Genomic DNA, 25,134 nt, shown 5'->3' with positions numbered 1-25,134 from the left:
TTGCAGGGGAAACAATGACTGCCGCCGCCGCCCCGCGCCATGGCGAACCGCGCCATGCCTTCGATAATCCGCGCCAAGCGAGCCTCCCCGCCGAGCCGGCGCCGGCCGGCCGCCCCTTTGCCGCGATCCGCGCCTCTGTTCTGCGTCCGGTCCTCGACCACGTCGCGGCGTGCGGCGGCGACGTCGAGGCGCTTCTGGCGCGCAACGGCGTCGCGCGCGAGGAGACCGACGACGCCTACGCCCTCGTGCCCATGAAGCGCTACCTCGCGCTCTTCGAGGATGCGGCGCGGATGCTGGACGAGCCGCTCCTCGGGGCGCGGCTGGGTGCGCAGGCGCAACCCGCCGACATCGGCCCGGTCGGCCTCCTGTTCGCCTGCGCCGCGACGATCGGCGAGGCCTTCGAGGGCATGGCGCGCTCCATGAACGCGCTGCAGGGCGGCACCGCCGCGCTGCTCGCCGGCGGCGGGGACGCGGACGAGAGCGTCTGGACCTATCGCCTGACGGATCCCGCGCTCGGCGTGCGCCGGCAGGACGCCGAGTTCACGCTCTCGGCCAATTGCCGTTTCGTCCGCGCCTGCTTCTCGCCCCGCTGGGCGCCGCTGGAGGTGCATTTCGAGCACGCCGCGGGATCGCCGGAGGACGCGGCGGCACTGGAGCGCATCGTCCGCGCACCAGTGCGCTTCCTGCAGGGCGCCAACCGGCTGGTGATGGATGGCGGCGAGTTGCGCCGGCCCTTCCGCGCGCAGGACGGCGGCTTCGTCGAGGTGCTGCGCCGCCACATCGCCGAGTTGCGGATGGATGAGGCGCCGGGCGCCCGACTCCAGGACCGGATTCGCGCGCTTCTCGCCGCCGATCTCGGCCGCCGACCGGTGACGATCGCCACCGTCGCGCGCGACCTCGGCCTGTCGCCGCGCACGCTTCAGCGGCGGCTCGGCGAGGAGGGCACCTCGCTACGCGACCTCCTGCGCGACTACCGCGCCGAGACCGCCCGTACGGTCCTCCGCTCCGGGACCGTCACCTGCACCGCCCTCGCCGCCCGCCTCGGCTACGCCGATTCCACCGCCTTCTGGCGCGCGCACCGCAACTGGACCGGCCACGCCCCATCACGCATGGCGGATTGATCCAGCGTCATAGGAAACAGTCTGAGCTACAGCTCCTCAAGGTCGTCGGCGCATGAATCAATCGTTGACCGCGGTTTTGCTACATGCCGGCGCAGCACGAGGAACGGTGTGGATGCATGACGTTGTCGATATCGCTCGCTAAGCGTCACATCGGCATCGGTCGAGGACATGCCAGGGTTTCGAGCGGCACCGCTGCGTGTTGATCGGCAGGGCCTGGAGACCAGCGTGTGGCCAGCATCCTCGAAGGTTCACAGTGCCGATCGGCATGCAATCCGGGTCTGACGCATTTTCGATGACGTTCAGGGTGCGCCGATGAGGCGCGCTTCCAGCAGGTCCAACCTGGCGCGGCCGTTGACGAGCTTCAAGCGGTTGACGTGCCCTTCGGTCTGGTCGTTCGACCAGGGGGAGGAGATGGCAGCGCGCACGGCGTAGAGATCTTTGGTGATGGGCGCGAGGCTGTCGGTGGCGTGAAGAGGTCGAAGGACAGATATGGCGCAACGTCGGTGAGACGGGATCGGGAGAACCAGGCGCATGAGGAGCGCTTCGAGCGCGTTCCAGTGATGTGGACCTGATCCTCGTACTCCCATACGGGCCCGCGGCCATCTCGCGCGCCGCATCAGAGGCCGGACACATGGCAGCACCCGATCACGCGCAGCAACCTGGACCGAAGCTTTCTCTTGCGCCAGAAGGGGCGTCCACACATGGCCGTGCGGCACGCTCGAGCGACAGCGCTCGCCTCGTGGGGCTCGGCCGTAGCGCCGCGCCATCTTCGTCGGCAGGCTGGTCTCATCGAAGAAGACGAGCTTCGCAGGATCGAGGTCGAGCTGATCGTTGAATCAGGCCTGCCGCCGCTTCGGAAGGTCCGGGCGCTCCTGCTCGCTCGCGTGCGCGGTCTTTTTTCCATGTGAGCCCGTGCCGGTCGAAGAAACGCCAGAGCGTGCCGATCCCGATCTTAAGCCCGCGCTCGTCGGCCAGGCGGCGCTGCTTCTCGTGCAACGTGATGTCCTCCTTGCCGTCAACCAGGCTTTTAAGGAACTCAGCCTCCGCCTCGATGCGACCCGAGCGGCGGTCCCTGCCCATCGGCAGGGGATCGCTCCGGCCCGCCCGATCCTGTGAGCGCCAGCGCACCGCTGTCGCGATCGCGATCCCGAACCGCTCAGCCGCAGCATGGGCCGAGGCGCCCTCGCGCATCGCCTTCAACACACGATGCCGAAGATCAATCGACAAAGCTCTCGCCATCCTTGCCTCCCGTCCGGTTGGCGGAGGCAATCATGTAGTGGCTTGCGACTCCAGCCGGCCGGAAAGCGCCTAGGGCTGGCGCACCTTTCTCGATCACGGCGACCGTGAGAGTCTCAGCCTTCGTCAGATGGTCGCGCTTCAGCGTCATCAGGCGGGCGATGGTACGGGCAGACGGTGGTCTGCCAGGCGGCTCATGTGGCGCGCCGCTGCGGATGGTGACATCCACTCGGTGCCGCGGTGCGAGAACCCATCGGTCGACATCGCGTGGCCGAGAAGGCTGGCCATCCGCGCAGCCATCCTGCGGTGGGTCGGAGTTCGAGGACCGGATCGATCCAGGAGCCGCGGCGATCATGCGGAAAGACCATGTATGCCGATCGACAGCTTCACGTCTCGACCGCCGCGATGCGGCAACGTGCAAGTCGGCGGCAGACTTCGACGCCGATCGGCGTGACAGCCTGTTGAGCGTACTCATGCCGGCTGTGTCGATCGATCGCATCGATCGACCGGCAACGTCTATTTACGTCGATCAGACGACCGGATGCTGTCGAGCGTCGAGTGTGCTCCACGACAGGATGATGTAGCCCGCCGAAGACGTGCTCACCGGCGAGAACGAAGCGTCGGCAGAAAGCCGCCGAGATGGCGACGGAGTTCGGGGATCTCGATCCTCGGGCCTCTGGTCGACCGCCACCTCGGGTGCTCCGGCAGCCAGGACGCTGCCGGAGCAGGTTGACAGACCGGGCAGCTCTCGGAAGAATTCGTGGATCTCGACGTCCAGGAGCTGCGCGAGGCGATACGAGTATGCGACGTCGACGCGGTTCTCTCCGGACTCGTACCTCCGGACCTGCTGATACGTGGTGCCGATCTCCCGACCCAAAGCGGATATCGAGAGACCGCGCTTCTCGCGGAGGTTCTGGAGGCGAGTGCCGATCGACGGATCCAGGTCAGGTCGAGACATGGAGGCACCCGTTCTTCGTCTTGTCCGAGATCGGATCGCCTGCGACCTTAAGCGCAGATGCGTCATTTGTTGGATCGCGGCGCATCAATGATGATTCGTTCGCAACAAGCTCGACCTGAGCCGACCAGGCCACGTCGTCGGCTGTAATCGGGAGGGGCTCAGGACGCCATGGATGGCCTCGCGTGGCATGCACCGAACGAGCCGCCGATCGCCTCGATCGGCTTCTGGAGCGTTGACGTCGCAACGAAGCGGATCACGCTCGATCCGACCATGTCGGTGTACTTCGGCGTTTCGGCGGAACAAGGCGCTCTCGGGATCGAGCCGGAGCGCGTTCTGCCCCGTGTCCATCCCGACGATCGCCAGAAGGCCATGTCGGTTCTACTCGACACCATCGAGACGGGAATGCCCTACTTCCTCATCTATCGGCTCGAGCACGGTCCCCGGCACTACACGCCGGTTCGCGCGATCGGACGCCGCTTCCTCGACGACGCAGGTGCGCCCAGTCACGTGGCGGGCATCCTGATCGAAGATCGCGGCGGGATGCCGCTGCCCTGGGAGGTGGAAGTCGTCGAAGGCCTGATGGCCGTTCTCGGTCTGTCGAGGCTCGGTGACGATCCCATGTTGACCCGACTCATCGAGGCCACGCTTCTGCATGCCGGACGATCGATGGCCAAGAAGATGGGGCCGTCGACGTTCTAGGATCAGCCACGCTTGAACTGATGCGGTGGATGCCCCCGCCGAGCGGCATCACGTATGCCAGGACGGTTCTATAGAAACCGATCGAAGGGGTCCCCGATGACGACGAACATCAGCATGCTGGCGGTTGATCTGTCGAAGGGCAGTTTCCAGGTCTGCGCCGTCGGTTCGGACGGGACGGTTCTGTACAACCGCGCGCTTTCACGGGCACGGTTCTCGGCGCTGCTGGCCGACCAGCCGGCTTGCATCGTGGCGATGGAGGCGTGTGCGACGTCGCATCACTGGGGTCGCGTGGCTCAGAAGAACGGACACGAGGTGCGGATCGTGCCAGCGGTCTACGTGAAGCCGTTCGTGAAGCGTCAAAAGAACGATCGCGCCGACGCGGAGGCGATCGCCGAGGCGGCTTCGCGCCCGGCCATGCGCTTCGTGGCGGTGAAGAGCGCCGAGACGCAGGGACGCGCGGTAGCGTTCCGCACGCACCAGTGTCTGGTCCGCCAGCGCACGCAGCTCATCAACGCGCTGCGAGGTCATCTGGCCGAGTTCGGTGTCGTCGCTCCAAAGGGGCCGGCTAACCTCAAGGTGCTGGAGGAAGCCCTCGCCGACGAGACCGGCGACCTGCCCGCCGAGGTACGAGCGATGGGGGCGATCTACCTCGACCAAATCGCTCGGCTGACGGACGTGATCGAGCGGCTCGGCGACGAACTGGAGGCGGCGTCGCGAACGGATGCCGACCTCCAGCGTCTGTGCACCATACCGGGCATCGGGCCGGTGACGGCGGGTGCCGTCGCTGCCTTCGCTCCGGAACTCGACACGTTCGACAGCGGACGCAACTTCGCCGCCTGGCTCGGCCTCGTGCCGCGACAGCGATCGACGGGCGGCAAGGCCCGGCTTGGCTCCGTCAGCAAGATGGGCCAGACCGATATCCGGCGACTGCTCATCGTCGGGGCCATGAGCGTGATCCGCTGGGTGGTGCGCAAGGGCGGGAGCGCCAACCGCTGGCTCGCGAACCTCGTCGCGCGCAAGCCGAAGATGGTCGCGGCGGTCGCGTTGGCGAACAAGATGGCACGGACCATCTGGGCCGTGACGACGAAGCAGGAGAATTACCGAATGGCGTGACCCGAACCCGTCATAGGGCGAAGGCACGGCATGGCCGTAAGGCCGGGGTGAGCGATCGACGAGGAGTAGGCGACACGGACTTCGAAGTTCAAGGCAGGGACATTCAGACCCGGGGCTCGAGCGCAGACAGCTCTCTGAACCGATGTGAACCCAGCCTTCCGAACAGCATACCGGCCCGTGGCGTCATCGAAGCCACATCGTGAGGCCTGACACACGTCCGATCGAAGACCCCGCCGAAAGAACGAAGATCAAGCTTGCCAAACAGGGGGCATCCACACATGCCCCGGCATACGTGATGCCGCTCGGTGGGGGCATCCACCGCATCAGTTCAGTTTTACCGAAAGCAGACGAAGAGCGAATCGTTTGGCAATCGCCTGGCGCTTCTTGCTTCGGGTAACCCGGTCATTTGCGAGTTGACACATTCAGCGTGGCAGTTCGAACACAGCTTCGAGGCCGAGGGCGCGGCCCCGGAGCAGGATATCTCCACCGTGATGCCGGGCGATGGCGCGGGCGATGGAGAGGCCGAGCCCAGCGCCACCTGTTTCAATATTGCGCGAGCCTTCCAGGCGCACAAAGGGCGTGAACACGTCCTCCATCCGGTCGACAGGAATGCCCGGCCCCCGATCGCGGACGATGATCCGCACAGTATCGACCGTCTGCTCCAAGGAAACGCGTGCCTCGCCTCCGTAGCGGACGGCATTCTCGACGAGATTACGCAGGCCTCGCCGTAGGCTGTCCGGTCGGCAGCGACAGGTGATGCGACCGCTGCCCTCGAACCGAACGTCGTCGCCGACCTCCGCGAGATCCTCGCACAGGCTTTCCACCAAAGTCCCAAGATCCACCAGCCGTGTCGGCTCGCTCGTGCTCTCCTGCCTTGCGAGCGCCAGGATCGCCTCCGTCATCACGCGCATCTCATCGATTGTGGCGAACATGCGCGCTTGAAGATCCTTGTCCACAATAAATTCCGTGCGCAGCTTCATCGTCGTCAGCGGCGTGCGAAGGTCATGCCCAATGGCTGCGAGCATCCGCGTGCGGTCCTCCACGAAGCGCTGGAGGCGGTCCTGCATGCGGTTGAAGGCTTCCGCGAGATGGCGAATGTCATCCGGTCCGGTCTGGGGTACGATCTCCGTGAGTTGGCCGCGCCCCACGGTCTCGGCCACCCGGGTAAGACGGGCGAGGGGCTCGGTGATGCGTCGCACCACCGTGAGGCTGACCAGAACGACAAGACCTGCGGTGAGAACGGCCCTGACGGGGAAGGGAGTTGAGAAGATCGACCCCGACAGAACGCTGTAGTACGCGGCGTTGAGGCGAGTGCCGTCATCCAAGGGGACAACGATCCCTTTTCCGATGCCGTCGTCCAGTGTGACCGCCGTGGCCTCCTGAGGCAGGTCGGAGGGCCAACCGGTCGGCGGCGATCGCGTCTCGACGACCTTGACCGCAGCCATGGCCTCGGCGGCTCCTTGATGGGAGCGAGCACCATGCCCGATCGCCTCGGGCGACGTGCCGAGAAGACGGTTCAGCGGCGTTGCGAAACGGTCTCGCATTTGCGTCACCCAAGCGCTCGAAGTCGGCTCCACCGCCGCCGCGATCCAGAAACGAGTGTGCTCGGTGTTGGCGCTTCTGGTTACGGCTTCGCGAACGTCGGCAGGCAGAGAGGAGACGAGCCTCGACAGCGACTGGGCGCGGTTGATGAATTCCGCGCGATTGTTCGCTTCCAGAAACTGCCTGCGGTCCTGAAGGACAAACAGGAAAAAAACGACCTGCGATAGAACCAGCGCTCCGAGAAGCGCTGCGACGAGCTGGCCCGACAGGCTCCTGTACCACCACGACCTCATGCCCTCGAGACCACGGCGGCGAACCGGTAGCCACCGCCCCACTCCGTTTGAAGAACGGCCGGGTTCCTCGGGTCGACCTCGATCTTCTTGCGCAAGCGGCTGACCTGGTTGTCGACCGAACGGTCGAAGGGCTCGGCGCCCCGGCCGGTGGTCAGATCGAGAAGCTGGTCCCGTGTCAACACGACGCCGGGACGCTCGACGAAGACCCTGAGCAGACGGAACTCGCCCGTTGACAAAGAGACGGCAATCCCTTTCGCGTCCTGCAACTCGCGACGTTGCAGATCCAGAGTCCACTGCGCGAAGCGCACGCGCTGGCTCGGGACAGGCTCATCGCTCCGTGGCGGCGCGTTGACCCGTCGGAGGACGGCCTTGATGCGGGCCAGCAGTTCGCGCGCCGAGAACGGTTTGGTCAGGTAATCGTCGGCCCCGACCTCGAGCCCGACGATCCGGTCCGTTTCATCGGCGACCGCGGTCAGAAAGATGATGGGCACTGCGTTGTTGGACCGAAGCTCGCGGCAGAGACTCAACCCGTCGTCACCCGGCATCATGATGTCGAGCACCAGAAGATCAGGTTTCTCCTGACTTAGGATGCCTCGCAGCGCCTTCCCGTCCTCTGCCGCGCTAACTCGGAAACCCTGTTGCTCCAGATACTGGCGCAGAAGATCACGGATCTCGCGATGATCGTCGACAACGACGATATGGGGTACGGTGGACATGGCGAGCCCTCGTTTATCCGGATCGGCCTCGATCGCACCTACAGGGTTGTCGCGATGGCCGATAGGCACTTGCGCACGCCCGTTCGCCAGCCGAACGTAGGTTGCATCGACGCCGCCCATCATTCTCCAGGCTCGGGAAACGCGGTTCGGGAAACGCGAGAACCACCGACGCGCGACAACCTCGCGCTGAGGCGCATCACGACCGCGAAGAAAAGCGGCACGAAGAAGATGCCGAGTACGGTCGCGGCGATCATGCCGCCCATGACGCCGATGCCGATGGCCTGTTGGGCCCCGGCACCAGCGCCCGTCGAGATCGCCAGCGGCAAGACGCCGAGGATGAAGGCGAAGGACGTCATCAGGATCGGACGGAGCCGCAGGCGGGCCGCTTGCGTCGTCGCCGCCAGCAGCGGATGCCCGGCGGCATGGAGATCGCGCGCGAACTCCACGATCAGGATCGCGTTCTTGGCCGCGAGGCCGATCGTCGTCAGAAGTCCGACCTTGAAGTAGATGTCGTTCGACAGCCCGCTCGCCCTCGCCGCCACCACCGCGCCGAAGACGCCGACCGGCACCGCCAGGATCACCGAGAAGGGCACCGTCCAGCTTTCATAGAGAGCGGCAAGGCACAGGAACACCACCAGCACCGACAGGGCGTAGAGAAGCGAGGCCTGCGACCCGGACAGCCGTTCTTGATAGGACAGTCCGCTCCAGGCCGCCGACCAGCCGGGGCCGAGGTCACTGACGAGCTGTTCCATCCTCGCCATCGCCTCGCCGGACGACGCGCCGGTCCCGGCCGAACCCTGAATGCTGATCGCGCTGAGTCCGTTGAAGCGGGCGAGTTGCGCCGAGCCCAGTTCCCAATCGACCTGCGTGAACGCCGAGAAGGGCACCATCTCGCCCCCGTCGTTGCGTGCATACCAACGGTCGAGGTCACTCGGCACCATGCGAAAGGGGGCGTCGGCCTGCACATAGACCGGCTTGATGCGACCCTCGTTGTTGAAGTCGTTCACGTAACTGCCGGCCCATGCGGTCGATAGGACACTGTTCACAGCGGAGACGTCCAGTCCGAGTGCGCCCGCCATCTGGTGATCGATCTGCACGTCGAGTTGGGCCTGCGTGGGCGTTCCGCTGCGGCGAACGCCCGCCAGCGACGGATCGGCCGCCGCCGCCGTCAGGAGGCGCTGGCCGGCATCGATCAGCGCATCGTTGCCCTGTCCGGCCGTATCCTGAAGATACATCTCGAACCCGCCTGACTGGCCGAGACCAGGCAGGGCGGGCGGCGACAGGGCGACGACGCGCGCGTCCCGGATCTGGGAGAAGGCGCGCATCGCTCTTCCCGCGATGGAGGCTGCGTCCTGCCCTTCGCCCGTGCGCTCGTCGAAGGGCCTCAGCCGCACGAAGGCCGTGGCGACGTTCTGTCCGCTGCCGCCGAACGAGAAGCCCTGAGCGGCGAGGATCTCCTGCACGTTCGCTGCCTCCTGCGTGAGATAGAACTGCTCGACCTGGGCGAGGACCTCGGCAGTGCGCGCGCTGGTCGCGCCGGCCGGCAGTTCGATCTGCGTCATCAGGAGCCCTTGGTCCTCGGGCGGCAGGAAGGAGGACGGGACGCGCGTGAACAGAAAGGCCGTTCCCCCGCAGATCAGGAGAAAGACGATCAGACCACGCAAAGGGCGCGCCAGAACACCGCCGGTGATCCGCTCATAGGCATCCGTCAGCACGCCGAAGCCTCGGTTGAAGCCACGGAAGAACCAGTTCTTGCGCGCACCATGCGTCGGCTTCAGGAGCGTGGCGCAAAGCGCCGGCGTCAAGACCATGGCCACCACCACCGACAGGAACATGGCGGTGACGATGGTGATCGAGAACTGCTGGTAGATGATCCCGACCGAGCCGCCGAAGAAGGCCATGGGCAGGAACACCGCCGACAGGACAAGCGCGATGCCGACCAGAGCCCCGGTGATCTCGCGCATCGACTTCTCCGTCGCCTCGCGCGGGCCGAGGCCTTCCTCCTCCATGATCCGCTCGACGTTTTCCACCACGACGATCGCGTCGTCGACGAGAAGGCCGATGGCCAGCACCATGGCGAACATGGTCAGCGTGTTGATGGAGTAGCCCGCCACAGCCAGGACGCCCAAGGTGCCGAGCAGCACGACAGGCACGGCCAGCGTCGGAATCAGTGTCGCACGCCAGTTCTGGAGGAACACGAACATGACGACAAAGACGAGAACCACCGCCTCGATCAGCGTGTGGACGACCTTCTCGATCGCGAGAAGAACGAAGGGCGTCGTGTCGTTCGGATACACGATCTCGACGTCAGGGGGCAGCGAGCCGCTCAGTCCCTCCATCGCCGACCGCACGCCCTCGGCCGTGTCGATGGCGTTGGCGCCGGCTGCCAGGCTTACTCGGAATCCTGCGGCGGGTTGGCCGTTGTAGCGCGCGCTTGTGTTGTAGCTTTCCGCGCCGATCTCCACGCGCGCGACGTCGCCGATCGTCACCAGCGAGCCGTCGGGGACGGTCTTCAGGATGATCGAGCGGAACTGTTCGGGCGTTTCGAGCTGGCTCTGCGAGGTGATCGTATAGTTCATCTGGGCGCTCGGCGCGGCAGGTGTAGCGCCGAGCTGGCCCACGGATACCTGGGAATTCTGCGCTTGGATCGCCGACGTGACGTCGCCGGGCGTGAGCTGGAACTGTGCGAGCTTGGCCGGGTCGAGCCATACGCGCATCGCATAGCCCGAGCCGAAGAGGTTGAGGTCGCCGACGCCCGGCACGCGGCGAACGGCGTCTTCGAGATTGGTTGTGACGAGATCGGCCAAGTCGGTCGTGCTGTAGTCGGGGTTCGTGGACGTCAGCGCTGCGACCATCAGGATGCCGGACGACGACTTCGTGACCGTCAGCCCCTGCCGCTGCACCGCTTCGGGAAGCTGCGAGGTGACCTGCGCAAGCTTGTTCTGCGTCTGCACCTGCGCGATGTCGGGGTCGGTCCCATTCTGGAACGTCAGCGAGATCGATGCCGAACCGGTCGAGGTCGATGTCGAGGACATGTAGAGGAGACCGTCGAGCCCGGTCATGTTCTGTTCGATGATTTTGGTCACCGAGTTCTCGACCGTCGCGGCGCTGGCGCCGGGATAGGTCGCGCTGATCTGGACGGCGGGTGGGGCGATGTCGGGATAGCGCGAGATGGAGAGTTGGGACAGGCCGAGAAGGCCGCCCAACATGATCGCGATCGCGATCACCCAGGCGAAGACGGGACGGCGGATGAAGAACTGGGCCATGGGTCAGTCCTGCGCCTTGGCCACGAGCGCGCTGGCCAACCCCGGGGAACTCGTCTCTAGCAGAGCGGTCGAGCCCGCCGCGTCCGGCGTTCGAACCACACCGTTCCCATCGAGTTCGACCTCGACCGGCGAGACCCTTGCTCCCGGCTGAATCTTCTGGAAGCCGTCGACGACGAGGCGGTCGCCCTCGGCAACCCCACCAGTGACAAGCCATTCGCCGCCGACGTCGGTATAGGTTTCGATGATCCGTGTCTCGATCATGTCGTCACCCGTCAGGAAGCTTGCGGTGGCCTCGCCCTTGCTGTTGCGTGAGACGGCGCGCTGGGGAACGAGAAACCCTTCGTCGTCGCTGCCAATCTCGATCGAGGCGCGAACGTACTGTCCTGGCAAAAGCGTGAGGTCCGGGTTCGGGAAGCGGGCGCGGACGGTGAAGGTGCTGGTGCTCTCCGAAACGAAGCGATCGCGAGCCTCCAGCGTGCCCGTCTCCCCGTAGATTGTGCCGCCGGGAAGTTTGAGCGTGACCTGTGGGGAAGCGGCTGCGTTGCCGAAAGCCGAGACGAATGCGCCCTCTTCCAGCGCGGCTTGGCGCCGAAGGAGGTTGCTCGAGGACTCGGTGAGATCGACATAGATCGGATCGAGTTGGCGGATTGTGGCCAGGGAGGCTGCCTGTCCTGCGGTGAGAAGCGTGCCGATGTCGACGTTCGTGGTCCCGATAATCCCATCGATCGGGGCGCGGATTTCGGCATAACCGAGGTTGATGCGAGCCGTCTCGACGGCGGCCTCCGCTGCCGCGATGTCAGCCTTTGTCTGGAGGAACAGCGCCTGCGCATCCTCCTTGTCCTGCTGACTGATCACGGTGCTGGCAGACAGGTTGGCGTAGCGTTCAGCCTTGGCCTGGACGCTGGGAAGCGCGGCGCTGGCCTTGGCAAGCGTCGCCTCGGCTGCCGCGAGCTGCGCTTCGAATGGCTTCGGATCGAGCCGGAAAAGCAGATCTCCCTGCTTCACCTCGCACCCTGGCTCGAACACTCGTTCCATCACGACGCCGCCGACCTGCGGTCGGATCTCGGCCGTCCGCAAGGCGACGACGCGACCCGCCGTGTCGCTTTGGATTGCGACCGGCTGCGGACGCAGCGTGACGTATCCGATCTTGGGCGAGGCGGCCGCAGCACGTGGCGATGTGGCGGTCTCGGCCTGCGTGCATGCCGACAGCGTGGAAAGTATCCCGAATGCAATCAGAAGCCCGACGGCACGATGGATTGGAAGACGGGTGTCAAGGAGCATGGGACCTGTTTCGGGCAGCGGGGATGGCGTTGTGCCCAACTCATACGGCATTGCGGCATCCGAAGATTTGTCAGGACCTTGACCGTTTGTCGCAAAGTGTAACGGGATAGAGCAGGCATGGCGCTGAGCAAGCAAACGATCCGCCCGCCTTCTGCAGCGGCGGGCGGATCGTCTTTCGAGACGAGGCGGGGTGCCGATCTCAGCCGAGGTCAGCAGGCGCGTTCACCTCGTGGCCCGTGGCCGTTTCGGTTTCCGTTCTCGCGCCGCAGTTCGGAACGATCGAGCTCTCCATCTCCGTTCCGGTCCAGATACGCGAAGCGCTTGTCCCAAGGATCTTGGACCTCCCGCAGAGTGCGGTCGCAACCAGCGTGGTTCTCCGGAGCGAGCCGCCCAAACCTATCGAACCCGCCCTGTATGGCTCGTGACTGGCGGAGCACGAGGGCGCGGTCGTTAGCCTGAACGGCAGGCTTCTTCAACTTTCGTGACGTGACCTCCTGAAACTCCTCCAGGGATGAGTAGAGTCCGCCCAACCACACGGGACGGACGGATGAAGAAGTCACGGTTCACGGAAGAGCAGATCATCGCGATCCTGCGCGAGCAGGAGGCGGAAGTTGCCACCGTGGAGGTCTGCCGGACGCACGGGGTCAGCTTGGCGACGTTCTACAAGTGGAAGGCCAAGTCGGCGGCCTTGAGGTGTCGGATGCCCGGCGGCTGAGGGGGTTGGAGGACGAGAACGGCCGGCTGAAGCGGACGCTGTCGGATGCCATGCTCGACAACGCCGCGCTGAAGGATCTCTTGGGAAAAAAGTGGTGACGCCCGCCGCCAGACGGGAAGCCGTGGCCCATCTCGCCACGACCTTCCAGATGAGCGAGCGGCGGGCGTGCCGGGTGACCGGAGCCGACAAGGCGAGCGTGCGCTATGAGGGGACGCGGCCCGACGACGGCCTGCTGCGAGCGCGGCTGAAGGAGCTGGCGAGCGAGCGCCGACGCTTCGGCTACAGGCGGCTGCACGTCCTGTTGAAGCGGGAGGGCCATGCCGTCAATCGCAAGCGCGTCCAGCGGCTCTATCGCGAAGAGAAGCTGACCGTTCGCCGCCGCGGCGGACGCAAGCGGGCGCTCGGCACGCGCCGGCCGATCGAAGTGCCGCTCGCGCCCAACCAGCGCTGGAGCCTGGACTTCGTGTCGGATCAGCTCACGGACGGGCGTCGCTTCCGCATCCTGGCCGTAGTCGACGACTGCACGCGCGAGTGCTTGGCGCTGGTTGCCGACACCTCGCTGTCCGGCCTTCGGGTCGGTCGGGAACTCGATGCCATCGTGCGCCAGCGCGGTCGTGCGACCACCATCACACAGCGACAACGGCACGGAGTTCACCTCGAACGCGATCCTGGCCTGGGCGGACAAGGTGGGCGTCGGCTGGCATTACATTGCGCCCGGCAAACCCCAGCAGAACGGCTTCATCGAGAGCTTCAACGGCCGGCTGCGCGACGAGCTTCTCAACGAGACGCTGTTCCGCTCCCTGCCGCATGCCCGCGCCGTGCTGAAGGCCTGGCGGCGCGACTACAACGAGGAGCGGCCGCACGCCAGGCTCGGCTGGATGACGCCCGGGACTACGCCGGCGCCATCCTTGGAGCCGCCGGTCGAAGCGCTGCGCAAGCGGATGGCTCCGCGCTTCGGCCTCTTGCAACCGCCTTCGACGACGGCTCAGATCACGACAGGACTCTCGCTCCTGCTGGATGAAAAACGGGGGTCACGTCAGACGGCTTCGAACTCCTTCCCTCCGGCAACGACGCGACCGGCGGCTTCTACGGCATGTTTTTTCACGCCGGAGCGCGGCTCAGGCGCCATGTTGAAGATAGAGGCGCTCCAGCGCGGTCTGCACCCGTCCGTCGATGCTTCCGAACAGCTCGGTCGCTCGGATGTTGCAGGCATCCAGCCATGCGAAGGCGGCGCGGCTGTCGGACGCCGATACGTTGAACTTGTAGAGAACCGCCCGTCCCGGGTTCAGGCGCACGACGAAATCCTCGATCGACTCGTCGGTCGACGAGAGATTGGTTGCGGAGCCGAGCTGGCGGGTGGCACGATCGTTGTGCTTTGTCTTCAGGCTCAGGAGCTCTACGCCCAGGCGCTTGCTCCAGACGTCTGTGTCCTGGGTGTCGAGGCACCATATGCTGACGTGATTGGCCGCTGCTTTCGTGGCCAGCTCGTGGAAGGCGAAGTAGGCAGCGATGAGGGGACTTGAACTCCAGTCCAGCAGGCGCGTCGGAACGCCATGGTGCTGGGCAAGCCCCAGGGCGTCGGTCTCGGAGCAGCTCGGGTCGATCTCCCTCATCTCCTCGAGCAGGAGCCCGACGAACGCGTTGTAACGTTCGACTCGCTTGATGATCGGGAGATGGGCGAAGCGCCTATCGAAGCTCGACACCAGCTTGTAGTTCGAATTTCCTTGGCCACGGAAGAGGAACCGTTCCCGAACGAACACGCCGTCGCTCGGAAAAAGAATGGTGACGAACTGGGAAAGGAACGCGGAGAACGAAGGAAACGTATGCGATACTATCGGCATGAGGTTATTTGTCATCCGATGGCTCGCCCTTGTCTACCGAGATGCCTCCGACGGCATCGATCAGTATGCTTTTGAAGCAGTACTCGCTCCCGCCGGCCGGTAAGGCAAAGCCGGCGTTCCGGCTCAGGGAGTAGTATTCGAAACCGGTTTCCTCGTTGGTCCGGCGGACGCCGATCAGGCCGTTCTGCCAAAGGATCGTCGAGAGCGTCACGTCGGCGGGACGATCTTCGCGGAACCGCTCTTCGGTCTGCACGAGCGTGGAATACTGGAACCTTTCTCGCCCGATCTCCCTGATAAACGCCTCGAACAGCTTCGCGCGGGTCCTCACGTAGTCCTGATTGGAGGTATAGAAGTCGCTGTAGCGGTGCTGAGCGGAGCGGCTTGGGGCATCGTGGGAGGATAGTTGATTGGCGCAGATCTCGATCTGCTCTTGGCCGAACACGGAGGCGCAGCCGGAGATGATCTTGCGAAGTCGCTCCTCCCAGCTCGGCGAAGAACCATCGCCCTGAAGAAAATCGAGTTTCTCCGCGGCGATCGCGTTTCCCATCTGGACGATGTCCCGCGGAAGCGCACGGGTGTGCCTCAGGAGATAGCTGGAGGCGTCCTCCTCCACGCTTCTGCGGGAATTGTAGATCGTGCGCAGTCCCAAAAAGCCGTAGATGCTGCGTTCCTCGCTGGCGGAGAAGTATTCAGGGCCCAGCGCGGCGATCTTTTCGTGGAGGAAGTAGAGGATGGACTTCTTGCTCCAGTCCAGGAGCGAGATGCTCGGCGAATTTATGTACCTGGTTCGATGCTCGCTCCTGAGCACGGAGGAGTAGACGATGTCGCGGATCGCGATGACGACGTGTAGGCGGGAAGCGATCGCACCAGAAAGGCTCAACAGCCGCATCACGGCATAGAACAATCCCTTCTGGCATCTGTGCCATTCCATCGGGGCGTGGGCGAACTCGTCGTCGCTCGCGTCAAGATAGATGAACAGCGGGGGGCATACCTTCAGCTGCGATCCGAGGACGATCTGGAAGTCGTCCCATTTCGCGTCGGTGACGAGATCCCAGAACGCCTTCTCCGAACGTTGGCTGGAGATTATGTTCTTCAGCTCGGAATAGGTACTTCGCTCGTGGCGGGCCACCTTTCCCGGCGCGATCAGACTGTCCAGTTCGCCTCTCATTCGATCCTGATCCACGTGGGCCGCGAAGAACGTCTTGTTGCAGATCAAGCTCGCCGCCGACATCAGGATGGCCACGCGCCATGCGTGCTGCCAAGCTTCCGTGACCTTCTCGGCATTGAAGCTCTGGCAAAACTCGATGACCGCATTGGTGGGAGGAATGTCTTTGGCGATCCGGCTCGCAAAGATCGAGTCTTCCTTCCTCGCCGAATCCTGGAGGCGACGGAGATAGATCGTCTTTCCTGCCCCTTTCTTTCCCACGATGACGCGGATCGACCGATCGAGGTCGGAAGCCGCGATCCCGCTCGCGAACTGCCTGTCGTCCAGCGAGACGAACAGGCTCGCCTTTTCCAGATCGGCGCGGGCGCCGTCGGGATCTCCGAAGGGCAGCCTGTTTCCCTTGAAGCGAGGGTCGTCGAATTGCTTCGCCTTCTCGTCCGACATTGAACGGCTCCGGCATGTGGCTCGATCTGGAAGACGGATGGTAGGCCCGGCAAGGAAGGCGGAGTTGGTCGCGGACGGCCACGCGGGCCGGCAGGAGGTCGTCGGTAGGGTGGATTCCGAAAACTTGCGGATTTCGTTGATGCGAGGCGCATCGGTGGGCGGCGGATGCTGGGTCGTGGGGCGATCGTAGGCTTTCGTGAGGGAGGGGGCTCGTTCGAGCCCCGGGGCACCCTGCGGCGTGAGATGCGTCGGCTGCAGCGTGAAGAAGTTCCGCTGGCTTGTCCAGGAGCGATCGATGTCGTGAAATCAGTGTTCGCTGTCACAGTTCCGTAACGCAGGGTCTGGAAAGATGACGTGGAAGCGTCGTTCTTGTTGGCGCGCAGATCCTGCTACGTCAACCGGCGCCTGGAGGCACCTGTCTTCGTTGAGGCTCGACGGATGGGAAGAACGGGCGTCCGTCGCGACCGACGCGAGAAGCCTTGCTCAGGGAGCGGAGCGTCATGGAAGATCGTCTCGTGGCCGTCCAGCGATCCACCTCCACCGTCCTGGCCGCGAGCGAGGCGACGCGTTCGCTCGGACAGGCGATGGAGCGAAGACGCACTTACGAGGAAACGCTGTGGCGCCTCCTGAAGCGCGAGAAGCAGCAAGCGAAGCCGGACGAGGAGCTGCTGGCTCGGTACCTCCTGCTTCGAGGGCCTCTCGAGCGCGTCGGTGAGGCGGGCCTATACGAGACCGCGCAGCTAGGCCTTGCGGCCTACGAGAGCGATTTCAAGTCCGTGGCGGAAGACATCGTCAACGAGCTTCGATTCCAGACTTCCGCGAGCGCCGCGCTGGGCGAGGTCCTGCATGGTCTCGTGACGTTCATCAAGAGATCGTTGTGGGCGGTGGCGGCATTCGGCCTTCTGTTTCTGGCCACCGTCGTCTTCGTCTACGTCGTATCGAACGAGCTCGGCCTGGCCGGATCGGTGTCCTCGGCGTCGACGCTGTTCTCGACCGCGCTGGGGCAGGCAGGGCACATCATCCTGGCCTTCCTGTTCGGAGGTCTCGGAAGCGTGGTCAGCATCCTTCTCAGGCTCGGCGAGTTCGAGGCCATGAGGGGGAAGTCGAAGCAGTTCCTCTACTACACAGGGTTCACGCTGCCCATCATCGGTGCCGCGTTCGGAGCGGTGATCGGCGCGGTGCTGGCGGCACAGGTGATCAGCATCCGCATCGGCGAATTCCCGGGCGGCTCGCAGTCCTTCGAGGTCTACATGGTGGTAGGCTTCCTTGCGGGCTTCAGCGAGAGGTTTAGTCGCGGCGTGCTCAAGGCGCTGGAGGGAACGAGCGGCGCACGCGGTGCCGGCAGCGCCGTGGCCGGGCAGATCGAGACGGACTCCACCGTGACGAGCCGGCAGGTGCACAGGCAAGGCCCGGCTACCGCCGACCGGGAGTCCGCCGCCGATGGCGACGCTCCGCCATCGGCATCGGCGGCGAACCCTGCCTCGCCCGATCGCTGATACGCTCCCGATCGTCGCCGACGGATGGACAGCGCAGCGACGCCGGCGCCATCCCGACTCGTTCCGCGGCTCCATGGGGCGTCGCCGGCGATTCCGTGTGGATCGGCGCCGAGCTTCGACGCCGATCGGCGTGGTAAGCTGTTGAAGGGTCTGACCTCACCGGGACTTCAAAGCGGCGCCGATCTATAACATGTGATGGCGAAGCTTCCTCCTTCATCGGTCAAGAGATCGGGCGTCCGGCGGGCACAACGGTCCCGGCCACGATCACGTCCACGAAGGCGCCGATCTCGCTTGCCAGTCCCTCGGCTGACAGTCCCACGAAGCGCTCCTCCATGGAAGTCGAAACGATCCCGTGAATGGCGCCGAACAGGGTGCGGGCGCGCAGGAGAAGCGTGTCGCGGTCCCAGTCCGGCCGGAGCCCGCGCAGCGGCTCGACGATGTGGACCAGCAGCTCGGCCTGCTCGGCCAGGTGCCAGTCGGGCATCCGGCGACCCGAGGCGTAGCGATACTCGAACAGCGCCGACCAGAGCGAGCGGTTGGCCTGGGCGAAGGCGAGATAGGCCAGGGCAGCGGCGCGCAGAGCTTCCGTCGGGTTCTCCAGGCCCTGCGAGGCCCGCGTGAGCGCCGCCTGCAGCCGGCCGAGCGTGCGCGAATTGACGTGGATGACCACGTCGTCGAGGTCTTCGAAGGCGTTGTAGAGGCCGCCCAGCGCGGCGCCCGCATCCGCCATCACGTCGCGCGCCCGCAGGGCCGAGGCGCCGCTCGAGACGATGCGCGCCTCCGCCGCCGCCAGGATGCGCTCGCGCAGCGCTCCGCGCCGGTCGATCTGCTTCTCCGTCATCGCCGCCTCCCACATGAACGTTGTTCAAATCCATGCTTGAACGGCGTTCAAAAATCTGCTTCATTGCGCTTGAACGATGTTCATAGCGAGGATCTCAGCATGTGGAAACAGTTCGTCGCTCTCGCCCGGGGCCGCAGGTACGAAGCGGCGGAAGCGCTGCTCGACCGCGACGCCCACGTCATTCTTCGCCAGCAGATCCGCGACGCCGCCGCGACGCTGGAGCGCGCGCGGCTCGCCGTGGCCCTCGCCATGGCGCAGGAGCGGGAGGAGGGACGGCGCGCGGACGGCTTGTCGTCGCGCCTCGCCGACCTCGAAGAGCGCGCCGTCGCGGCGCTCGACGCCGGCAAGGACGGGCTCGCGCGGGAAGCGGCCGAGGCGATCGCCCGGCTGGAGGCCGACCTCGACGCCGCGCGCCGGGCGGGCGCGGTCGCGGGCGCCGAGATCGCGCGCCTGCGCCGCATCGTGTCGGACGCCGAGGAGCGGCTGCGCGACCTGCGGCGCGGCCAGCGCCTGGCGGAAGCTGCCGGCCGGGTGGGGCGCCTGCGCGCGTCGGCGCCGGGCGAGGTCGCCTCGAGCCTGCGCGACGCGGAGGCGACGCTCGCCCGCCTGCGCGGCCGCCAGGACGAGGCCGACGCCGTCGAGCGCGCTCTGGCCGAAATGGCGCGCGACGCCGATCCCGCCGCCCTTGCGCGCCGCCTCGCCGAGGCGGGCTGCGGGGCGCCGCCGCCGCACAGCGCCGACGCCGTCCTGAAGCGGCTCGACGAGCGGCGCAAGTCCCGCGCGTGACCCCCACCACCGCCTTCTCCGATCCGACATCCAACCGACACGAAGGAACCAATACGATGACCGAGTCCTACACGCCCAAGCACACCGCCGCCTGGAAAGGCTTCACCATCATCAGCTTCGCCATCGCCGCCGGCATGATGGCGGCCGGCATCTGGTCGCTGGAGGCGAGCTTCGCCGCCAAGGGCTTCTACGCCATGGCCTCGGTGATGCTCGTCCACTCGGCGATCACCGTCACCAAGACGCTGCGCGACGAGGAGGAGGCCTCGCGCTTCCTCAACCGCCTGGAGGAAGCGCGGACCGAGAAGCTCCTGATGGGCGCCGAGCGCCGCGCCGACTGACGCGCCGCCGGGGCGCCGGCCGCGACCGGCGCCCCGGAACCATCCTTCTTCAACCGATCGACCGGACAGGACCTCCGATGGCCTCCCGCATGATGCTCTCGGCGCGCTTCGCGCCGCTCTTCTGGACGCAGTTCCTCACGGCCTTCAACGACAACCTCCTGAAGAACGCGCTGGTCTTCCTGATCCTCGCCCGCATCTCGGGGGAGGGTGCCGGTCCGCTCGTGGCGCTGGCCGGCGCCGTGTTCATCCTGCCCTTCCTGCTTCTGTCCGGGCTCGGCGGCGAGCTCGCCGACCGGCACGACAAGGCGCTCGTCGCCCGCCGGCTGAAGCTCGCCGAGATCGCCGTGGCGCTGGTCGGCGCCGCCGGCCTCGTTCTCGGATCCGTTCCCGTGATGATGGCCGCGCTTCTCGGGTTCGGCGTCGGCTCGGCGCTGTTCGGGCCGATCAAGTACGGCATCCTGCCCGACCACCTGCCCGTCTCCGAGCTGCCCGCCGCCAACGCCTGGGTGGAGGGGGCGACCTTCGCCGCGATTCTCGGCGGCACGCTCCTGGCAGGCGTCCTCGCCGCGGGCGCGCCGGTCGTGACGGGCCTCGTGATGCTCGCTCTGGCCGTCGCCGGCTGGCTCGCCGCGCGGCGCATCCCGCCCGCCGGACCGGCCGCGCCGACGCTGCGCGTCGAGCCGAACGTCCTGCGCTCGACGATCCGCCTCGTTTCGGCTCTTCGCGGCGAGCCGCGCCTGTTCCGGGCGGCGCTGATGGTGTCCTGGTTCTGGATGGTCGGCGCCGTCCTCCTGTCGCTCCTGCCGGTGATCGTGACGGGCAGGCTCGGCGGCGGCGAGACCATGGTCTCGGCCGTCCTCGCCCTCTTCGCCGTCGCGGTCGCCGCCGGCTCCGCGATCGCCGCGTGGTTCTGCCGCGGCCGGATCGTGCTCCTGCCCGCTCCCGTCGGCACGCTCGCCATGGCCCTCTTCGGCCTCGACCTCGCCGTCGCCCTGTCTGGGGAGCCGAGCACGGGGCGCGCCCTGTTCGATCTCGGCGGCATCGCGCTCGCCAGCGCCTTTCTCGTGGTGCCGACCTTCACCGCGATCCAGGCCTGGGCCCCCGCGGCGGGGCGCGCCCGCGCCATCGCCGGCGTCAACGCGCTGAGCGCCGGCTTCATGGCGGCGGGCGGCATCGCTCTGGCTCTGGCGCAAGCCGCCGGGCTGTCGCTGACCACGATCCTCGTCGCCCTCGCGGGCCTCAACCTGGCCGCGGCGGTCCTGATGATCGCGAAGCTGCCCACCAACCCCTTGCGCGACCTCGTCTCCATCCTCTTCCGCGCGTTCTACCGCATGGAGGTGGAGGGGCTGGAGAACCTGGACAAGGCCGGGCCGAACCCGATCCTCGCGCTGAACCACGTCAGCTTCCTCGACGCGCCGCTGGCGCTGGCGCTGACCGACCGCGAGCCCGTCTTCGCCATCGACCACGCCATCGCGCAGCGTTTCTGGGTGAAGCCCTTCCTGCGCTTCGTGCGAGCCCTGCCGCTCGATCCCTCGCGCCCGATCTCGACCCGCACGCTGATCAAGGCGAGCGAGGCGGGCGAGACGCTCGCGATCTTCCCGGAAGGCCGACTCACCGTCACGGGGAGCCTGATGAAGGTCTATGACGGCGCGGCCATGGTCGCCGCGCGCACCGGCGCGCCGGTCGTTCCGATCCGCATCGAGGGGCTGGAGCGCTCGGTCTTCTCGCGCCTGCGGGACGGCCAGGTGCGCCGCCGCCTGTTTCCCAAGGTGCGCGTGACGATCCTCGAGCCCGTCGCCATTCCCGCGCCCGAGGGCGGCACGGCCCGGCAGCGGCGGGCCCGGGCCGGGGCCGCCCTCTACCGCGTCATGTCCGACCTGATGTTCCGCACCGGGCAAACGGACGGGACGGTGCTGGAGACGATCATCGCCAATGCCCGGCGCGACGGCCTCGGCCGCCTCGCCCTGGAGGATCCGGTCTCGGGCGCCATGAGCTACGGCACGCTCCTGACCGCCGCGCGGGTGCTCGGCACGCGCTTCGCCGCGATGTTCCCGGGGGAGGCGCATCTCGGCCTCATGCTGCCCAACGCCAACGGCACGGCGGCGACCTTTCTCGGCCTCCTCTCGGCCGGCAAGGTGCCCGCGATGATCAACTTCACCGCGGGAGCCGCCAACATCCGCGCCGCCTGCCGCGCGGCCGAAGCCCGGACGATCCTGTCCTCGCGCGCTTTCGTCGAGAAGGCCAAGCTCCGGCCGCTGGTGGAGGAGCTCTCGAAGGATTTCGCCTTCGTCTGGCTGGACGACATCCGGGCGGGCGTCGGGCCGATCGACAAGATCAGGGGCCTCCTGCGCCGCACCCGGCCGCTCGTCGCGCGCAAGGCCGACGATCCCGCGGCCATCCTCTTCACATCCGGCTCGGAGGGCGCGCCGAAGGGCGTGGTGCTGAGCCACCGCAACATCCTTGCCAACATCGCGCAGGTGGCGGCGCGGATCGACTTCAGCGCCCGCGACAAGGTGTTCAACGTCCTGCCGATGTTCCACTCCTTCGGCCTGAGCGCGGCGACGCTCCTGCCGCTCGTCTCCGGCGTGCCGGTCTATCTCTACCCCTCGCCGCTGCACTACCGGATCGTGCCGGAGCTCATCTACGGCTCGAACGCCACGATCCTCTTCGGCACGGACACCTTTCTCGCAGGCTATGCCCGCACGGCGCACCCTTACGACCTGCGCTCGCTGCGCTACGTCTTCGCCGGCGCCGAGCCGGTGAAGGCGGCGACGCGCCAGGTCTGGCAGGACCGCTTCGGCCTCCGCCTCTTCGAGGGCTACGGCGTCACAGAGGCCGCGCCGGTGCTGGCGCTGAACACCGCCATGCACAACCGGCCGGGAACCGTCGGCCGGCTCTTACCGGGCATCGAGCACCGCCTGGAGCCGGTCGAGGGCGTGGAAACGGGCGGGCGCCTCCACGTGCGCGGCGCCAACGTTATGCTCGGCTACCTCAAGGAGGACCGGCCGGGCGTCCTCCAGCCCCCGGCGGAGGGGTGGCACGACACGGGCGACATCGTCTCGGTCGACGCGGACGGCTTCGTGCGGATCGAGGGGCGCGCCAAGCGCTTCGCCAAGATCGGCGGCGAGATGATCTCGCTGGCCGCGGTCGAGGCGCTGGCGAGCGCCCTCTGGCCGGGCGCCCCCTCCGCCGTCCTCGCCGCGCCCGACCCGCGCAAGGGCGAGCGGCTGGTGCTCCTGACGGAAGAGAAGGCGGCCTCGCGGGACACCTTCTCGACCTTCGCGCGCTCGCGCGGCGCGAGCGACCTGATGGTGCCGTTGGAGGTCCTGATCATCGAGCGCCTGCCGCTGCTCGGGACCGGAAAGACCGACTACACTGCCCTGCCGGCGCTGCTCGCCGTGTCCGCGGCCGCATCGCTACACGTCTAGCTGCCGATCGGAGCCGGCTCGCGATCGCGTCGATGTGCCACGTTCAACAGGAGGCCCGACCTAAACCGGTGCTAATGGGCTTGCCGGCAGCTTTCACGGTGGCCAGCGTAACGAGGGGGGAGCGTTTGCGCTCACAGCGCGGCTGCCCGCCTCTCCACCCTCTCCCGAAAGATCAAGCGCCCAAGCTTGTCCCCGCCCAGGCGAGCGGCCGGCACCGTGGCCGGCGAGCGTTCGAGGAGCTGTGTCAGGCCGGAAGGGGAAGGCGGCGGACGGCAATCCGTGGGAAGAGCTCGCCCACTAGAATGGCTGGACCGGAGGGCCCAATGGTGGTACACAAGGCATGTTTCGCGATTGACGAAACCCTTGTTCTGTATGGGTTTTCACCCACGTGGCGGCGAGTCCCTCCCTCTCCGCCAATCATCATGTCTAAGTGACTGTAGTTGCTCAGAAAAATCTGAGACGCTCGATCCTTCCCCACTTTGTTCCCCACTTCTGCGCTGCGCTGTGCGTGATCGTTCGTTGCCGGCCGCTGTCGTTTCAGCTTTCAACATTGCCTATCCCGATCTAGCCTCGATGGCTGGAAGAGAGCGGATGCAGGCCTCCAGCTCATCGACGAGGATCAGCGTGCGCTTGCCCAGCTTGCGCGGGTGCAGCCTGCCTTCTCCAATCAGCTTGTAGAGGGTGGTCCGGCCAATGCCGGACATCGCGACGGCCTGGTCGATCGTGACCGCGATCTTCATGGTCTGCATTCCCGCGGACGGAGCGGTCCGGGCGCGGACCCCATTTGCGCGGGGCCGACAGGATAGATTTCACAGGGTTCGGCAATCCACTCCCGAAAAATTCAAGCGGGCAGATGCATGGCCGCCGGAGGGGCCACTTTGTCGCTTTCCGCCACATCGCTGAACCTGTTGGCCTCAACCAGGAGGCCCACCCCATGAAGACGCCTACCACGCCCGACGCTGTCACACCCGATACGACCACGCCCGAAGTGCGCACTCCCGAGACGACCTCGTCCGTGTCCTCCACCCCTAAGCCTGCTCCTCCAAAGCTCAAGCTCATCGCCCGCAAGAGCGTCACGCAGATCGCGAAAGAGGATCGTCAGCGGACGGCGAACTGGCGGGCAGACCGGCGCGCCCGGCGCGTGCCCGAGGCATCGCAGATCGACCGAGCCGTTCTTGAGGCGCTGATGTGGCGCAGCCGGCGTGGCGGCGAGATGATGATCGACGGGCCCGCCTTCTATGAGGCCATGCAGGTGGCCGTGCAGCTCCTCATCCGGCGGCGCGCTGATCCTCTGGAGGCTGTCGCCGCCCTCCAGAAGCGCGTCGGAGATCACGCCAGATCGACAGCGGTTCGGGACATGCAAAGACGGGAAAAGTTTGACCGGGAGAACCCCCTTCCGGATGGGGAGGAGCCTACGCGGTGACGCTCAACCCCCGCCTACTCCCCCGTTACACCGACATACCGCGTATGCTTTGAGGCTCAGCCCGTGGCGGGTGTAAACGCCCTCCACGGGGAGCCGCATCGGACTAAGCAGCCCGAAAAATACTCCCGAAAGCGCCCTTTCGCACACCGACAAAACCGACAGAAATTCGGCCAAGCCAAGCCCGCTATGCAGCCGGCGAGGCGGATTTCGAATGGCTGTGGATGTTTCAGATTGCAACAGCCTCGGCGTCACTTGGCCTGCCCCCGTTAGGTGGCCCGGTTCAAATCTAATGCATGGTTGGCTTATCGGCGACGTTTGAGGTGGCCGGCGAAGCGGGTTGGGGTGGCGCAGCCGGCCACGGCACGACGGCTGGTGCCGGCGGTTTGTAGCCCAGGCTCGAGTGTGGACGCTTGGTGTTGTAGTGCTGGCGCC

Annotated in this window: 20 protein-coding genes and 1 pseudogene; 9 read left to right on the top strand and 12 right to left on the bottom strand. The window is 66.3% G+C overall.

Features of this window, described 5'->3' with window-relative positions:
- Positions 1-14 precede the first annotated feature (14 nt).
- Entirely contained in the window at positions 15-1,121 is a 1,107-nt protein-coding gene (locus tag FZN60_RS02355; protein WP_158870719.1) for an AraC family transcriptional regulator, read from the top strand.
- Positions 1,122-1,420: 299 nt separating this feature from the next.
- Here FZN60_RS02355 and FZN60_RS29115 read toward each other — a convergent pair whose 3' ends face one another.
- The 3 genes from FZN60_RS29115 to FZN60_RS02340 form a co-directional block, all read right to left on the bottom strand.
- The gene (locus FZN60_RS29115; protein WP_255475871.1) at positions 1,421-1,546 is read right to left on the bottom strand and encodes a hypothetical protein; all 126 of its coding nucleotides are present in this window, start codon (positions 1,544-1,546) and stop codon (positions 1,421-1,423) included.
- Positions 1,547-1,907: 361 nt separating this feature from the next.
- Complete coding sequence (locus FZN60_RS02345; protein ID WP_158870717.1) at positions 1,908-2,348, bottom strand: hypothetical protein; 441 nt, start codon at positions 2,346-2,348, stop codon at positions 1,908-1,910.
- A gap of 538 nt (positions 2,349-2,886) precedes the next feature.
- Positions 2,887-3,315: a helix-turn-helix domain-containing protein gene (locus tag FZN60_RS02340; RefSeq protein ID WP_158870715.1), complete on the bottom strand. Its 429-nt coding sequence runs from the start codon at positions 3,313-3,315 to the stop codon at positions 2,887-2,889.
- A gap of 168 nt (positions 3,316-3,483) precedes the next feature.
- Here FZN60_RS02340 and FZN60_RS02335 point away from each other — a divergent pair, with 168 nt between their 5' ends.
- Together FZN60_RS02335 and FZN60_RS02330 are read left to right on the top strand one after the other, a co-directional pair.
- Positions 3,484-4,014, top strand: coding sequence for a PAS domain-containing protein (locus FZN60_RS02335; RefSeq protein WP_158870713.1), 531 nt, complete (start codon positions 3,484-3,486; stop codon positions 4,012-4,014).
- 96 nt (positions 4,015-4,110) lie between these two features.
- Positions 4,111-5,127, top strand: a complete 1,017-nt coding sequence (locus FZN60_RS02330) for an IS110 family RNA-guided transposase (protein WP_158870711.1) — start codon at positions 4,111-4,113, stop codon at positions 5,125-5,127.
- 422 nt (positions 5,128-5,549) lie between these two features.
- Here FZN60_RS02330 and FZN60_RS02325 read toward each other — a convergent pair whose 3' ends face one another.
- From FZN60_RS02325 to FZN60_RS02310, 4 genes are all read right to left on the bottom strand, one after another.
- Positions 5,550-6,962, bottom strand: a complete 1,413-nt coding sequence (locus FZN60_RS02325) for an ATP-binding protein (RefSeq protein WP_158870709.1) — start codon at positions 6,960-6,962, stop codon at positions 5,550-5,552.
- The gene (locus FZN60_RS02320; RefSeq protein WP_158871248.1) at positions 6,959-7,678 is read right to left on the bottom strand and encodes a response regulator; all 720 of its coding nucleotides are present in this window, start codon (positions 7,676-7,678) and stop codon (positions 6,959-6,961) included. Before FZN60_RS02320 ends, FZN60_RS02325 begins: the two co-directional genes overlap by 4 nt.
- Positions 7,679-7,797: 119 nt before the next feature.
- Positions 7,798-10,944, bottom strand: a complete 3,147-nt coding sequence (locus tag FZN60_RS02315) for an efflux RND transporter permease subunit (RefSeq protein WP_158870707.1) — start codon at positions 10,942-10,944, stop codon at positions 7,798-7,800.
- Between the two features lie 3 nt (positions 10,945-10,947).
- The gene (locus FZN60_RS02310) at positions 10,948-12,225 is read right to left on the bottom strand and encodes an efflux RND transporter periplasmic adaptor subunit (protein ID WP_158870705.1); all 1,278 of its coding nucleotides are present in this window, start codon (positions 12,223-12,225) and stop codon (positions 10,948-10,950) included.
- A gap of 547 nt (positions 12,226-12,772) precedes the next feature.
- Here FZN60_RS02310 and FZN60_RS02305 point away from each other — a divergent pair.
- Positions 12,773-13,961 (top strand): annotated as a pseudogene (locus FZN60_RS02305) (IS3 family transposase).
- A gap of 97 nt (positions 13,962-14,058) precedes the next feature.
- Here FZN60_RS02305 and FZN60_RS02300 read toward each other — a convergent pair.
- Positions 14,059-14,781, bottom strand: a complete 723-nt coding sequence (locus FZN60_RS02300; protein ID WP_158870703.1) for an FRG domain-containing protein — start codon at positions 14,779-14,781, stop codon at positions 14,059-14,061.
- 4 nt (positions 14,782-14,785) lie between these two features.
- Positions 14,786-16,390: a P-loop ATPase, Sll1717 family gene (locus tag FZN60_RS02295; RefSeq protein ID WP_158870701.1), complete on the bottom strand. Its 1,605-nt coding sequence runs from the start codon at positions 16,388-16,390 to the stop codon at positions 14,786-14,788.
- 500 nt (positions 16,391-16,890) lie between these two features.
- Between FZN60_RS02295 and FZN60_RS02290 the strand changes: the two genes are divergently transcribed.
- Positions 16,891-17,886, top strand: coding sequence for a hypothetical protein (locus tag FZN60_RS02290; protein ID WP_158870699.1), 996 nt, complete (start codon positions 16,891-16,893; stop codon positions 17,884-17,886).
- A 220-nt stretch (positions 17,887-18,106) separates the two neighbouring features.
- Here FZN60_RS02290 and FZN60_RS02285 read toward each other — a convergent pair whose 3' ends face one another.
- Positions 18,107-18,727, bottom strand: coding sequence for a TetR/AcrR family transcriptional regulator (locus FZN60_RS02285; RefSeq protein WP_158870697.1), 621 nt, complete (start codon positions 18,725-18,727; stop codon positions 18,107-18,109).
- Between the two features lie 99 nt (positions 18,728-18,826).
- Between FZN60_RS02285 and FZN60_RS02280 the strand changes: the two genes are divergently transcribed.
- The 3 genes from FZN60_RS02280 (at position 18,827) to FZN60_RS02270 (ending at position 23,279) form a co-directional block, all read left to right on the top strand.
- Entirely contained in the window at positions 18,827-19,513 is a 687-nt protein-coding gene (locus FZN60_RS02280; protein WP_158870695.1) for a PspA/IM30 family protein, read from the top strand.
- A gap of 56 nt (positions 19,514-19,569) precedes the next feature.
- The gene (locus FZN60_RS02275; RefSeq protein ID WP_158870693.1) at positions 19,570-19,851 is read left to right on the top strand and encodes a YiaA/YiaB family inner membrane protein; all 282 of its coding nucleotides are present in this window, start codon (positions 19,570-19,572) and stop codon (positions 19,849-19,851) included.
- Between the two features lie 77 nt (positions 19,852-19,928).
- The gene (locus FZN60_RS02270; RefSeq protein WP_199266466.1) at positions 19,929-23,279 is read left to right on the top strand and encodes an acyl-[ACP]--phospholipid O-acyltransferase; all 3,351 of its coding nucleotides are present in this window, start codon (positions 19,929-19,931) and stop codon (positions 23,277-23,279) included.
- A gap of 554 nt (positions 23,280-23,833) precedes the next feature.
- Here the strand turns inward: FZN60_RS02270 and FZN60_RS02265 are convergent.
- The gene (locus FZN60_RS02265) at positions 23,834-24,019 is read right to left on the bottom strand and encodes a helix-turn-helix domain-containing protein (RefSeq protein ID WP_158870691.1); all 186 of its coding nucleotides are present in this window, start codon (positions 24,017-24,019) and stop codon (positions 23,834-23,836) included.
- A gap of 113 nt (positions 24,020-24,132) precedes the next feature.
- Here FZN60_RS02265 and FZN60_RS02260 point away from each other — a divergent pair, with 113 nt between their 5' ends.
- Positions 24,133-24,702: a hypothetical protein gene (locus FZN60_RS02260; protein ID WP_158870689.1), complete on the top strand. Its 570-nt coding sequence runs from the start codon at positions 24,133-24,135 to the stop codon at positions 24,700-24,702.
- Positions 24,703-24,988: 286 nt separating this feature from the next.
- On the opposite strand, the gene FZN60_RS02255 is transcribed toward FZN60_RS02260, so the two are convergent.
- Positions 24,989-25,134 (bottom strand): integrase core domain-containing protein (locus FZN60_RS02255; RefSeq protein WP_158870687.1); only part of this gene is annotated, 146 nt, incomplete at its 5' end.

It is taken from the genome of Antarcticirhabdus aurantiaca (assembly GCF_009765365.1).
In the GTDB taxonomy this organism is placed as follows: Bacteria; Pseudomonadota; Alphaproteobacteria; order Rhizobiales; family Rhizobiaceae; genus Antarcticirhabdus; species Antarcticirhabdus aurantiaca.
The sequence above is the reverse complement of the archived record's forward strand: the minus strand, read 5'-3'. Positions and strand labels throughout refer to the sequence as shown.